10 protein-coding genes are annotated in these 13,598 nt (G+C 67.3%); 4 read left to right on the top strand and 6 right to left on the bottom strand.

Features of this window, described 5'->3' with window-relative positions:
- Positions 1-6: 6 nt before the first annotated feature.
- Positions 7-2,604 (top strand): phosphoenolpyruvate--protein phosphotransferase, encoded by a 2,598-nt coding sequence (gene ptsP / locus A9Z05_RS23750; protein ID WP_069620261.1) that lies wholly within the window; start codon positions 7-9, stop codon positions 2,602-2,604.
- Between the two features lie 87 nt (positions 2,605-2,691).
- Positions 2,692-4,458: an N-acetylglucosamine-specific PTS transporter subunit IIBC gene (gene nagE / locus A9Z05_RS23755; protein WP_069620262.1), complete on the top strand. Its 1,767-nt coding sequence runs from the start codon at positions 2,692-2,694 to the stop codon at positions 4,456-4,458.
- 149 nt (positions 4,459-4,607) lie between these two features.
- On the opposite strand, the gene A9Z05_RS23760 is transcribed toward nagE, so the two are convergent.
- The 6 genes from A9Z05_RS23760 to rpoH all read right to left on the bottom strand — a co-directional run bounded on the left by A9Z05_RS23760 (position 4,608) and on the right by rpoH (position 12,134).
- Positions 4,608-7,106 (bottom strand): family 20 glycosylhydrolase, encoded by a 2,499-nt coding sequence (locus A9Z05_RS23760; RefSeq protein WP_371090912.1) that lies wholly within the window; start codon positions 7,104-7,106, stop codon positions 4,608-4,610.
- 539 nt (positions 7,107-7,645) lie between these two features.
- A complete protein-coding gene (gene cydX / locus A9Z05_RS23765; RefSeq protein ID WP_060733353.1) occupies positions 7,646-7,768 on the bottom strand; it encodes a cytochrome bd-I oxidase subunit CydX in 123 nt (40 codons plus the stop codon).
- Between the two features lie 62 nt (positions 7,769-7,830).
- Entirely contained in the window at positions 7,831-8,967 is a 1,137-nt protein-coding gene (gene cydB / locus A9Z05_RS23770; protein WP_069620264.1) for a cytochrome d ubiquinol oxidase subunit II, read from the bottom strand.
- 31 nt (positions 8,968-8,998) lie between these two features.
- The gene (locus A9Z05_RS23775; RefSeq protein WP_069620265.1) at positions 8,999-10,579 is read right to left on the bottom strand and encodes a cytochrome ubiquinol oxidase subunit I; all 1,581 of its coding nucleotides are present in this window, start codon (positions 10,577-10,579) and stop codon (positions 8,999-9,001) included.
- A complete protein-coding gene (cydP, locus tag A9Z05_RS23780) occupies positions 10,569-10,850 on the bottom strand; it encodes a cytochrome oxidase putative small subunit CydP (protein ID WP_175683011.1) in 282 nt (93 codons plus the stop codon). Before cydP ends, A9Z05_RS23775 begins: the two co-directional genes overlap by 11 nt.
- 348 nt (positions 10,851-11,198) lie before the next feature.
- Complete coding sequence (gene rpoH, locus A9Z05_RS23785; protein WP_069620267.1) at positions 11,199-12,134, bottom strand: RNA polymerase sigma factor RpoH; 936 nt, start codon at positions 12,132-12,134, stop codon at positions 11,199-11,201.
- Positions 12,135-12,493: 359 nt separating this feature from the next.
- Here rpoH and A9Z05_RS23790 point away from each other — a divergent pair, with 359 nt between their 5' ends.
- Entirely contained in the window at positions 12,494-13,063 is a 570-nt protein-coding gene (locus tag A9Z05_RS23790; RefSeq protein ID WP_069620268.1) for an acyloxyacyl hydrolase, read from the top strand.
- A 45-nt stretch (positions 13,064-13,108) separates the two neighbouring features.
- Positions 13,109-13,492 carry a nuclear transport factor 2 family protein gene (locus tag A9Z05_RS23795; protein ID WP_069620269.1) on the top strand — a complete coding sequence of 128 codons (384 nt, stop codon included), beginning with the start codon at positions 13,109-13,111 and terminating at the stop codon, positions 13,490-13,492.
- The last annotated feature ends 106 nt before the right edge of the window (positions 13,493-13,598 follow it).

Genomic DNA, 13,598 nt, shown 5'->3' on the forward strand with positions numbered 1-13,598 from the left:
AAGCCGATGAGACGCGCCGAGGAATCCCAGTTGAAGAGCCCCAACCACGATCAGATCGTCCTGCTTAGCCCGTTGACGGGGCCGATCGTCCCGCTGGCCGACGTACCCGATCCGGTGTTCTCCGGCGGGATGTTCGGCGACGGCATCGGCATCGACCCGCTCGAGGGCCGGCTCGTCGCGCCGTGCGCGGGCGTCGTGTCGCATCTCGCGCGCACCGGCCATGCGGTGACGATCACGACGCCGCACGGCGCGGAAGTGCTGCTGCACATCGGCATCGACACCGTCGAGCTGAACGGGCAGGGCTTCATCGCGCACGTCGAAGCCGGCGCGCGCGTCGAAGCCGGCGCGCTGTTGATCGAGTTCGACCAGGACGCGGTGGCGCGAAACGCCCATTCGCTCGTGTCGGTGATCGCGATCGCGAATTCCGACGCGTTCGAGGTCGTCGATCGCGCGAGCGGTTTCGCGACCGCCGGCGAGACGCCGTTGCTCGCGCTGCGCGGCAAGGGCGAAGCCGCCGCGCAGGCGGCGCAGGCCGGCGCGGCCGCGCACAACGAAGTGCGCCGCGAGATCGTGCTCGCCCAGCCGGGCGGCCTGCATGCGCGGCCGGCTGCACGGGCGCGGGAAGCCGCGCGCGGGTTCGACGCGACCGTCGACGTGCTGTTCGACGGCCGCAAGGCGTCGATCGCGAGCGTCGTCGGCCTGCTCGGTCTCGGCGCCGGCGAAGGCGCAACGGTCGAACTGGTCGGCCGCGGCGCACATGCGCAGCAGGCCGTTGACGCGGTCGAGCGCGAGCTGCTGCGCGAAGCGCACGGCGAAGTGGAGGAAAAGCCGGCGCGGCTGACGTCGCCCGCGCCGCAGACGGTCGCACGCCACGCCGGCGCGCCGCGCGATGGCGCACCAATCGACCCGAACACGCTCGCCGGCGTGTGCGCCGCGCCCGGCATCGCGGTCGGCACGCTGGTGCGTCTCGACGATGCGGACATCGTGCCGCCCGAGCAGGCGTCCGGCACGCCGGCCGCGGAAAGTCGCCGCCTCGACCAGGCGCTGAAGGCGGTCGACGCGGAACTCGGCGAAACGGTGCGCAACGCATCGGCGCGCGGTGCGGTCGGCGAGGCGGGGATTTTCGCGGTACATCGCGTGCTGCTGGAAGATCCGACGCTCGTCGACGCGGCGCGCGACCTGATCAGCCTCGGCAAGGGCGCGGGCTTCGCGTGGCGCGCGACGATCCGCACGCAGATCGACACGCTGTCGAAGCTCGACGATGCGCTGCTCGCCGAACGCGCGGCCGACCTGCGCGATATCGAGAAGCGCGTGCTGCGCGCGCTCGGTCACACGAACGGCGCCGCGCGCGCACTGCCCGACGAAGCCGTGCTCGCGGCCGACGAATTCACGCCGTCCGACCTGTCGTCGCTCGATCGCGAACGCGTGACCGCGCTCGTGATGGCGCGCGGCGGCGCGACGTCGCACGCGGCGATCATCGCGCGGCAGCTCGGCATCCCGGCGCTGGTGGCGGTCGGCGATGCGCTGTACGCGATTCCGGACGGCACGCAGGTCGTCGTCGATGCGAGCGCGGGCCGGCTTGAACACGCGCCGACCGCGCTCGACGTCGAGCGCGCGCGGCATGAGCGCCAGCGCCTGGACGGCGTGCGCGAGGCGAACCGGCAACTGGCAGGTGTTGCGGCCGCGACCGTCGACGGCCGCGCGATCGAGGTCGCCGCGAACATCGCGACGCTCGACGACGCGAACACCGCGGTCGACAACGGCGCGGACGCGGTCGGCCTGCTGCGTACCGAACTGATGTTCATCCATCGCCAGGCCGCGCCGACGGCAGTCGAGCACCAGCAGAGCTATCAGTCGATCGTCGACGCGCTGCAGGGCCGCACGGCGATCATCCGCACGCTCGACGTCGGCGCGGACAAGGAAGTCGACTACCTGACGCTGCCGCCCGAACCGAACCCGGCGCTCGGCCTGCGCGGCATCCGTCTCGCGCAGGTGCGCCCCGATCTGCTCGACGATCAGTTGCAGGGCCTGCTCGCGGTGAAGCCGTTCGGCGCGGTGCGCATCCTGCTGCCGATGGTGACCGACGCGGGCGAACTCGTGCGGTTGAAAAAGCGCATCGACGAATTCGCGCGCGCGCAGGGCCGCACCGAGCCGATCGAGGTCGGCGTGATGATCGAGGTGCCGTCGGCCGCGCTGCTGGCCGACCAGCTCGCGCGGCACGCGGATTTCCTGTCGATCGGCACCAACGACCTCACGCAATACACGCTCGCGATGGACCGCTGCCAGGCCGATCTCGCCGCGCAGTCGGACGGCCTGCATCCGGCCGTGCTGCGCCTGATCGACATCGCGGTGCGCGGCGCCGCGAAGCACGGCAAGTGGGTCGGCGTATGCGGCGCGCTCGGCGGCGATCCGCTCGCGGTGCCGGTCCTGGTGGGCCTCGGCGTGACCGAACTGTCGGTCGATCCGGTGTCGGTGCCGGGCATCAAGGCGCGTGTGCGCCGTCTCGATTACCAGTTGTGCCGTCAGCGCGCGCAGGACCTGCTCGCGCTCGATTCGGCACAGGCGGTAAGGGCAGCAAGCCGCGAGGTCTGGCCGCTCGACTGAACGTCGGCGGCGGGCACGCGACCCGTTTTACTACGAAAGCAATTAGGTCAACGACGCTTAACGACGAGACATGGATTGGAGGATCGAATGGACGGGAATCCGTTTCTGAAAATACAGGGCCTGGGGCGGGCGCTGATGCTGCCGATCGCGGTATTGCCGGTCGCCGGCATCCTGCTGCGGCTCGGCCAGCCGGACGTGTTCAACATCAAGATGATCGCCGACGCCGGCGGCGCGATCTTCGACAACCTGCCGCTGTTGTTCGCGATCGGCGTGGCGGTCGGCTTCGCGAAGGACAACAACGGCGTGGCGGCGCTCGCGGGCGCGATCGGCTACCTGATCGAAACCGCGATCATGAAGGACATCGATCCCAAGCTGAACATGGGCGTGCTGTCCGGGATCATCGCGGGTGTCGTCGCGGGCCTGCTGTACAACCGCTATAAAGACATCAAGCTGCCGGACTACCTCGCGTTCTTCGGCGGCAAGCGGTTCGTGCCGATCATCACGGGGCTGGTCTGCGTGATATTGGGCATCGCGTTCGGGTACGTGTGGCAGCCGATCCAGCATGCGATCGACGCGGCCGGCCAGTGGCTGACGACGGCGGGCGCGATCGGTGCGTTCGTGTTCGGCTTCCTGAACCGCCTGCTGCTCGTCACCGGCCTGCACCACATCATCAACTCGCTCGCGTGGTTCGTGTTCGGCAACTTCACGCCGCCCGCCGGCGGCGAGATCGTGCACGGCGACCTGCACCGCTTCTTCGCGGGCGACCCGACCGCGGGCACCTTCATGGCCGGCTTCTTTCCGATCATGATGTTCGGCCTGCCGGCCGCATGTCTCGCGATGCTGCACGAAGCGCCGAAGGAGCGCCGCGCGATGGTCGGCGGCCTGCTGTTCTCGATGGCGCTGACGTCGTTCCTGACCGGCGTGACCGAGCCGATCGAATTCAGCTTCATGTTCCTCGCGCCGGTGCTGTACGTGATCCACGCGGTGCTGACGGGGCTGTCGCTCGCGATCTGCCAGATCCTCGGCGTGAAGCTCGGCTTCACGTTCTCGGCCGGCGCGATCGACTACGTGCTGAACTACGGGCTGTCGACGAAGGGCTGGATCGCGATTCCGCTCGGTATCGCGTACGGCGTCGCGTACTACGGGCTGTTCCGTTTCTTCATCCGCAAGTTCAACATGGCCACGCCGGGCCGTGAGCCGGCATCGACCGACGCGGCCGCGGACTCGTACGCATCGGGCGGCTTCGTCGCACCGGGCGCGGGCGCGACGGCCACGGCTGCCGCACCGCGTGCGCAACGCTACATCGCCGCGCTGGGCGGAGCGGCCAACCTGTCGGTCGTCGACGCGTGCACGACGCGCCTGCGCCTGACCGTCGTCGATCCGGAAAAGGTATCGGAGCCGGAACTGAAGTCGATCGGCGCACGCGGCGTGCTCAAGCGTGGCGGCAACAGCGTGCAGGTGATCATCGGGCCCGAGGCCGACATCATCGCCGACGAGATGCGTGCCGCGATCGGCGCCGGCGCGACCGCTGCGGCAGCGCCGGCGCCGGTCGCCGCGCAGCCCGTCACGGGCGCGGCCGCCGGCCCGCTCGATCCGGAGCCGGCCCGCTGGCTCGCGGTGTTCGGCGGCGCGACCAACGTCGTGTCGCTCGATGCGGTGGCCACCACGCGCCTGCGCGTGGTCGTGCGCGATCCGTCGGCGGTCGATCGCGAGCGTCTCGGCACGCTCGACGTCGCATGGGTGTCGCTCGACACGTTCCACATCGTCTGCGGCAACGCGGCGGCACGCTATGCCGAACAGCTCGGCGCGCGCCTGCCGCCGTCGGGCGGCGGGGCGGCTGCGCAACCGGCGTGATGCGGTGAAGCCGGCCTGATCGATCCGCGTGGCGGATCCGGGCCGGCCGTCAAAAGAACAACGGCTTGCGACGTACGCGTCGCAAGCCGTTTTCTTTGGGGCGGGCGATGCGCTTGCCCGCCCCGCGCAGACCGGATGCCTTCAGCCGTTCACGGATTCGTCAGCGTGAAGGTCGGCTTCCGGTAGCCGACGCCGGCGCGCTCGAGCTTCGGCAATTCGCGTTGCGTGAGCAGCGTCGCGAAGCCGGCCCAGTCGCGCTGCAGCGCGGCGACGTCGACGTGGTGCGTGTCGCCGCGCTTGAAGCGCACGCCGGCCGCATACGGCAGCTCCCAGTCGGCCCGGTGCCACGCGCGTTCGGCGAGCGCGAGCAGCCGCGGGTAGGTCATGTATTCGAGGAAGGTGTCGTTGCGCATCACCTCGCTCCACGCCTGGCCCTGCATGCCTTCGATGCGCGGCGCGGGGCCCGTGCCCGTCACCTCGAACGCGTTGCCGTCGCGGTCGCCCATCACTTCGGCGTTCTGCGGCAGGTTCTCCGGCGCGAGCGAGAACACCTTGTACTCGTCGGTCGCGTGCGAGCCCCAGTAGTAGCCGCGCTCGCGCGGATTGAGCGTGTACGGGAAGTCGAAGTACAGGTAGTCGGGCAGTGCGAGCACCGTCTGGTAACCCTTGCCGCTCAGGTCGCGCGCGCTGTCCGACGCGCCCCAGAAGATCGTGTCCCACAGCGACACCATCACGTGGCGCGTGCTGAAATCCTGCGGCCCGTTCGCGTGCTTGATGCCGTCCTGCCACGCGGCCATCGTGCCGATCCCGTTCGCGTTGACGGCCGCGCTCACCTGTTTCGCGAAACGCGTCGGCAGCTCGTCGATCGACTTGATCTCGCCGCGCTGGAGCAGTGCCGTGCACGCGGGCGAACGCGCCCACGGCTTGTCCTGCGCGGCCAGGTCGATGCGCCCCTTGTTCGGGTCGGTGCCGTTCAGCGGCTGGAACCCTCCGCCGAGGAAGATGTTCTTCGCTTCGTCGCCGCCGTAGTGCCAGGTCTGCAGCGGCGCCTGCGCGTCCGCGTGCATCGCCGCGATCTCGCGGATCACCTTCGACGCGAAGTTGAGCGCGCCCGGCACGCACGGGTTCAGGTCGCTGCGCCGGTCGTAGAACTGCACCGTCGTCAGGTTCGTCGTGTCCTGCGGGTCGAGCAGCCGATACGCGTTCGCTTCCTGCTCGCGGCCGGCCGCGTGCAGCCGCCGGTAGCGCGCCTCCATCGTCACGACGGCCGCGCGGGCGTGCACGGGCATGTCGATCTCGGGGATGACCTGCACGAAGCGCGCGGCCGCGTAGCGCACGAGCGCCACGTAGTCGTCGCGCGTCAGGTAGCCGCCGCCCGAGCGGTTGTCGGGGCCGGAGCCGAGCTGCGGCAGCAGGCAGCGCGTCTCGCCCGGGTCGTGACAGCGGCGCGAGCCGATCTCGGTCAGCTCGGGCAGGCCGGGAATCTCGATGCGCCAGCCTTCGTCGTCGGACAGATGCAGGTGCAGGCGGTTGAGCTTGTACGCGCTCATCTGGTCGATCAGGCGACGCAGTGTCGCCGGCTGCTTGAAGTTGCGCGCGAGGTCGACGTGCATCCCGCGATGCGTGAAGCGCGGCGCGTCCTCGACGAGCATCGCCGGAATCGGGCCGCCGCCGGCCGGCGCGAGCGAGTAGAGCGTCTGTACGCCGTAGTAGAGGCCCGCGCGATCGTAGCCCTCGATCAGCACGCCGCGCGGCCCGATCGCGAGCCGGTAGCCGCCCGGTGTCGCGAGGTCGGCCGGCAGCCGGCGCGGTGCGACGAAGCCGCGCACCGGCACGCGTGCGCCGTCGAGCCCGAGGGTCGTCGCGCGCTCGCGCAGCGCCGCGACCTGCGCGTCAGGCAGGTCCGGCAGCGCGAGTTCGACGCCGCGCAGCTCGAGCGTGCCGGGCAGCGGCAGTTCGCGCTTCACGCTCGGCAACGCACGGCCCGGATCGGGCCGTGCGGCCACCGGCGGCGCATTGCCGGTCGAGTTGTTCTGCGCGTCGGCCGGCAGCGATTCGACGTAGCGCAGCTCGTTGTCGGTGTCGTTGTAGCGCAGCACGGCCGGCGGCGCGCCGTCGACGACGACATACGGGCGCGGAATCACGTCGCTGTAGCGCAGCAGCCAGTATTCGGCGACGAACGGCAGCTCGATGCGCTCGCCGGGCGCGAGCCGCACCGAGCCCGGCTGCGGCGTCAGTTCGTACAGGTCGCCGGTGAGCCGCCGCAGCGCGAAGCCGGGGCGATCGATCCGCAGCAGGCGGCGGATGCTGTGCAGGTAGAGCTTCCAGCTGCCGTCGGCGATTGCCTGGTGGCCGCGGTTCTGCAGGATCAGGCGGCCCGTCGCGCAGGCGGCGCCGTCGGCGCCGAGATCGGCGCACGGCACGCCGGCCGCGCCCGCGTGGTTGTTGTCGACGGCGACGCGCAACGCGAGGCCGTTCGACAGCTGCGTCGCGAGGCTGGCCGCTTGCGCGGTGCCGGCGGGCGCGCCAACGGCGGCCGGCGCAGGTGCCGCGGCGATCGCAGCGGGCGACAGCACCGCGATCAGCAGGCCGGCAATGAGGGATGGCAAGGTGCGCTTCAATTCGAACTCCTGAGAAAAAGAGGACATGGCGGCGTCGTGACGCGACGTCGCTGCGATCGGGTCTTTCAGTGGAGCTGCGGGAGATACCCATGCGCGGGGCGATGCGGCTGCACCGCGCGCATTCGGCACGCGGGAGCGTGCGTTACGGAACGGGAGGCGGGCACGCGTGCCGATCGGATCGGGGCGTCGGCGTGCGCGGATTCATCGGCGGCCCACGGCGTTCGCCGCGGCGACGAGGCGGTCGTGGCCGGCGGCGCCTGGTTGGCCACGGCGCGCGCCGACGGGGCGCGCCGCGGCACGCGGAAGTCGAAACGGCGCGCAGGCGCACGCCACACACGGAAATCGCATGTCTCCCCCACCCAGAAGGAATCGGCCTGTCAGCGGCCGTGTCCAACGATCTTATGAAACCTTTTATTGGTATTCAAGTGGTATCAATCTGGCGCTAAATTGGCATCGATGTACGCCGCCTCCCGGCGCGGCCAGGGCGAAAAAAAACCTCGCGCGAAGCGAGGTTCTTTCCTTCCGGACGGCGACCGCGCGATCGAGCGGCCGCATGCGTCACGCGTTCAGTCGCGGCGCGCCCGCACGGACGCTTCCTGCGTCTTCTGCCGCGCTTCGAGCCACATCGCGTTGACGATGCCGAACGACAGCGCGACGCCGATACCGAGAATCCAGCTGAAATACCACATGGTCAGACTCCTTGCGAAACGGTAGGCGAGGGCGCCCGCGCGCCCCGACCGGGTTCAATGCGTCAATACATCGAGTGCTTGTTCTCCTCGAGCGTCTGGTGCGTGACCTTGCCGCGCATCACGCGATACACCCAGCCGGTGTAGAGCAGCACGATCGGCAGGAACACGATCACCGCGAACAGCATCACCTGCAGCGTCATGTGGCTCGACGTCGAGTCCCATACGGTCAGGCTGCTGCGCGGGTCGAGCGACGACGGCATGATGAACGGGAACATCGAGAAGCCCGCGGTCAGGATCACGCCGACGATCATCAGGCCCGTGCAGAAGAACGCCGTCTTTTCCTGCTTCGAGCCGGCGAGCAGCAGCGCGAGCACGCCGCCCGCGATCCCGACGACGGGCGCGGCGATCATCCACGGATAGTCGCCGTAATTCGCGAGCCACAGGCCGGAACCCGCGGCGACGTCCTTGAGCAGCGGGTTCGCGACGGTGTCGGTCGGCGCGGCATGCGTGATGTGGAAGCCGCCGATGTAGGAGGCCACCAGCACGCCGGCCAGCACGAACAGCACGACCGCGAGGAACGACGCGACGCGCAGCGCGATCGACGCACGGCGCGCGATCGCGCCGTCGGTCTTCATCTTGATGAACGCGGCGCCGTGCGCGACGAGCATCGTGAGGCTGACGAGCCCGCACAGCAGCGCGAACGGGTTCAGCAGCGCCCAGAAGCCGCCGTAGTAGGTCACGCGCAGGTCGCTGTCGAACTTGAACGGCACGCCCTGCAGCAAGTTGCCGAACGCGACGCCGAACACGAGCGCCGGCACGAAGCCGCCGACGAACAGGCCCCAGTCCCAACCCGCGCGCCAGCGCGGGTCCGGCCGCTTGCTGCGGTAGTCGAAGCCCACCGGCCGGAAGAACAGCGCGAACAGCACGAGCAGCATCGCGAAGTAGAAGCCGGAGAACGACGCCGCGTAGACGAGCGGCCAGGCCGCGAACATCGCGCCGCCGGCCGTGATCAGCCACACCTGGTTGCCTTCCCACGTCGCGCCGACCGTGTTGACGATGATGCGGCGCTCGTCGTCGGTCTTGCCGAGGAACGGCAGCAGCGCGGTCGCGCCCATGTCGAAGCCGTCGGTGACGGCGAAGCCGATCAGCAGCACGCCGACGAGCACCCACCAGATCAGCTTGAGAGTTGCATAGTCCATAGCGATTCCTTGTTCGGTTGCGAGGGCGTGCTCAGACTGCGGCCCGCTCGCCGGCGGCGGCGAGTTCGTGGTGATAGCGGCCGGTATGCAGCGACGACGGGCCGAGGCGCGCGTACTTGAACATCAGCTTGATCTCGATGACGAACAGTACCGTGTAGAACGCGATGAAACCGGCGAGGCTCAGGTACAGGTCCGTCGACGTCAGGCTCGATGCGGACAGATGCGTCGGCAGGATGCCCGCGATCGTCCACGGCTGACGGCCGAGCTCGGCGACGACCCAGCCGAATTCCGCGGCGAGCCACGGCAGCGGGATCGCCCACAGCGCATAACGCAGGAACCAGCGGCGGTTGTCCTGCAGCAGTTGCCGGCGCGCGCAGAACCAGAACGCGGCGACGAAGGTCGCGAGGAACAGGAAGCCGAGGAACACCATGATCCGGAACGAGAAGAACACGGGCGCGACCGGCGGGATCGTCTTCTTCGCGGCGGCCTTGATCTGCTCCGGCGTCGCATCGATCACGTTCGGCGTGAACTGCTTGAGCATCAGTCCGTAGCCGAGATACTGCTTGTGCTGGTCGAACAGCGCGCGGGTCGCGTCGCTCTTGTCGCCTTCCTTGATCTTCTGCAATGCGCCGTACGCGACCATCCCGCTCTGGATGTGTTCCTCGCTGTGCTTCGCGAGCTCGCGCAGGCCGATCACCGGCTCGTCGATCGAGCGCGTCGCGATCAGGCCGAGCGCGTACGGGATCTTGATCGCGTAGTCGGTGCGCTCTTCCTTCTGGTTCGGGATGCCGATCAGCGTGAACGACGCCGGCGCCGGCTGGGTTTCCCATTCCGATTCGATCGCGGCGAGCTTCATCTTCTGCACTTCGCCGGTCGTGTAGCCCGATTCGTCGCCGAGCACGATCACGCACAGCGTGGCCGCGAGGCCGAAGCCGGCCGCGACCGCGAACGAGCGCAGCGCGAAGTCGATGTCGCGCTTCTTCAACAGGTACCACGACGAAATGCCGAGTACGAACATCGCGGCCGTCACGTAGCCGGCCGACACGGTATGCACGAACTTCACCTGCGCGACCGGGTTGAACAGCACGTCGAACAGGCTGGTCAACTCCATGCGCATCGTCTGGTAGTTGAACTCGGCGCCGACCGGGTTGTTCATCCAGCCGTTCGCGACGAGAATCCACAGCGCGGACAGGTTCGAGCCCAGCGCGACGAGGAACGTGACGATCAGGTGCTTGACCTTCGACAGGCGGTTCCAGCCGAAGAAGAACAGGCCGACGAACGTCGATTCGAGGAAGAACGCCATCAGGCCTTCGACCGCGAGCGGCACGCCGAAGATGTCGCCGACGTAGTGCGAGTAGTACGACCAGTTCGTGCCGAACTGGAATTCGAGCGTGATGCCGGTCGTCACGCCCATCGCGAAATTGATGCCGAACAGCTTGCCCCAGAACTGGGTCATGTCCTTGTAGACCTGTTTGCCGGTCATCACGTAGACGGCTTCCATGATGACGAGCAGCCAGGACAGGCCGAGCGTCAACGGCACGAACAGGAAGTGGTAGAGCGCCGTGATGCCGAACTGCAGACGTGACAGATCGACGACTTCGCTACTTATCATGATGGTCTCCCTCGGTAGATGCAGGCGCCGGCGCCGAGAGCAGCTTCTCGGCCACGGCGGCAGGCGGCAACGACATGTGCTCGGCCTGCGGATGATTGAAGAATGCGTATTTGAGCGACATCAGGAGGATCAGCTTGACGATCAGCACCAGGGTGATGTCGCGGGCGAGGGTGGGTCCGCGTGCCCATGCGGCGATGCGTGCGCGCCAGCCGATCGTGCCGGCCGGCCGCGAAGGCGGCGCAGGCTCTTTATTGATCGAGATCAAGGCGATTATCCTGAATCGATTTACGTCGGATTGGGGGCGACTTTACGTCGGATTTATGACGGCCGTGAAGCTGTTTTAATCCTTTTGCGCCTGACATGCCAATTTTAAAAGGACTGCTTTCCGATGCCGAGTGCTGCGCTGCGGCAGACCGTCGCGAAACAGGGGGTAAAAATTGAGGTGGATCAAGGTTATGCGGAAGGGCGCCGCAAATGGCGTAATGCCTGATGAATCAGTTCAATTAATCGACGCAAAAACGGAGAGCGAAACGGCCGAAAAGCACGGGGAAACCGGACGAAAAAAAACCGCTGCCGGTCGGGCAGCGGTTTTCGATGAGGCGCTTTAGGTCGCCGGGATTCAGGCGTATTCGGCGAGGGCGGTGCGCATCTTTTTCATGGCGCTCGCCTCGATCTGGCGGATGCGTTCGGCCGACACGCCGAATTCGGCAGCGAGATCGTGCAGCGTCGAGCCGCCCGAGCCGTCGTCGTCGACCTGCAGCCAGCGCGCCTCGATGATGCGGCGGCTGCGCGCATCGAGCGCGTCGAGCGCCTGCGCGATGCCGTCCGTCTGCAACATGTCGCGTTGGCGCGCGGCGAGCACGGCGGTCGGCTCGTTGTGCGAGTCGGCCAGGTAGGCGATCGGCGCGTACGATTCCTCGCCGTCTTCCACTTGGCCCTCGAGCGCGATGTCGCCGCCCGACAGGCGCGTTTCCATCTCCGTGACTTCTTCGCGCTTGACGTTGAGCTCCTGCGCGAGGCCGTCGATTTCCTCGGGCGTCATCGCCTGCATGCTCTTCTTGTGGCTGCGCAGGTTGAAGAACAGCTTGCGCTGCGCCTTCGTCGTCGCGACCTTCACCATGCGCCAGTTGCGCAGGATGTACTCGTGGATCTCGGCCTTGATCCAGTGAATCGCATACGACACCAGGCGCACGTTTTGCGTCGGGTCGAACCGCTTCACCGCTTTCATCAGGCCGATGTTGCCTTCCTGGATCAGGTCGCCGTGCGGCAGGCCGTAGCCGAGATAGTTGCGCGCGATCGACACGACGAGACGCAGGTGCGACAGCACCAGGCGGCGCGCCGAGTCGAGGTCGTTGTTTTCGCGGAATTCGGTTGCATACCGGCGTTCCTCCTCGGCGGTCAGCAGCGGAATGCGGTTGACGGCCTGGATGTACGCGTCGATGTTGCCGAGCTGGCCGGGCAACATCGATTGGGCTGCGAGCGCCAGCGAGCCTGCCGATTCGGCCTTGGCCGGCGTCGGGCTCAGGGTGTTCGGGAGGGTCAGGGCGTTGCTCACTAAAAACTCCTTTGGAATCAGGGACAAACCCCGGTCTCGGATGAGATTCCGTGGTCATCTTAGCACTCCCGCAATACGAGTGCTAATTCCTTAGAGCGGGTGGGGGCATCGGAGTTCCCCATTTTTCTATCGGATGGGTCGAACCGATAGTCTATTCTGCGACAGGGGCTCGGCCATGAAGTTCCGTAAGCCGTTGTTTCTGATAGGAATCAGTAGACGATTTCGATTTTTGTCGTTTTGGAAGCAAGCCATTTCGCTTCGTGATGCCGATTCGAAAAGTCCTTTACCATACCATTCAGTTCGCTCGGGCCCCGGCCGTTGCCGCAGGCTCCATTCAACCCACAAAGTTGGAGTGTCAGATGAACAATAAGAAGAATCGCCGGCCCCGCAGCCGGCTGGTGCTGCATGCGATGCTGGCAGCGTCTCTTCTGGGCGGATCGGGTGCGGCTTTCGCGGACCGATGGGGGATCCAGGCGGGCGGCGGCTTTTCCGATCGCCACGGGATCGACAAGGCCGATCTCGGCGTGGTCTGGGATCCGGGCTGGAACTGGTGGGAAATCGGCGGCTGGCACTTCGCGTTCGTGATGGAAGGCCATGTCGGCTACTGGCACACCGGCGGCAACGTGCACGCCAACATCGGTGAATTCGGCGCGACGCCGATGTTCCGTTTCATCAAGAGCGCGGGCCAGGTTCGTCCGTTCGTCGAAGCCGGCGCCGGCATCCGGTTCCTCACGCATCCAACGATCTCGAACAATCTGTCGCTGTCGACATCGTTCCAGTTCGCGGACGTCGTCGGCGTCGGCGCGCAGTTCGGCGAACGGCAACAGTATCAGGTGGGTTACCGTTTCCAACATGTGTCTAACGCGGGTATCAAAGAGCCGAATCCTGGTATAAATTTCCACCAGTTCTACGTGCAGTACAACTTCTGATCCGCACGCCGGCGCACGGCGGGCGCGTTGCCGAGGAGTCAGGCGATGGCGAAGGTGGTCGATGCGATCCGCGCGCTCGAGCGCGATCGGTTCCGGGCGATGGTGGACGGCGACGGCGAGGCGCTCGACGCGCTGTTGTCGGACAAGGTGTTTTTCGTCCACACCAACGGCAAACGCGAAACCAAGCAGCAGTTCATCGACGCCATCGTCGCCGGCCGCCGCCGCTATCGCCAGATCGAAATCCAGTCGCAGGACGTGCTGCCGGTCGGCGACGCCACCTGCGTCGTCACCGGGCGCGCGTTGATCGAGATGGAAACCAACAACGGCGGCCTCGTCTTTCCGATTGCCTATACGTCCGTCCACACGCACGACCAGGGCCGCTGGTGCCTGTTCGCGTGGCAGGCGACGCGGTGCGCGACCGAAACTTGAGCGCGGGTGGCGCCCCTTTTCATGTGTCGATCGAAGCGGCCTTCTGAGCCGCTTTTTGCTGCCTCGTGCGGCGCGGATCGCGCGGCGCACGGGCGGTCACGCACCG

This window comes from Burkholderia sp. A2 (genome assembly GCF_001729305.1).
Lineage (GTDB): Bacteria > Pseudomonadota > Gammaproteobacteria > Burkholderiales > Burkholderiaceae > Burkholderia > Burkholderia sola.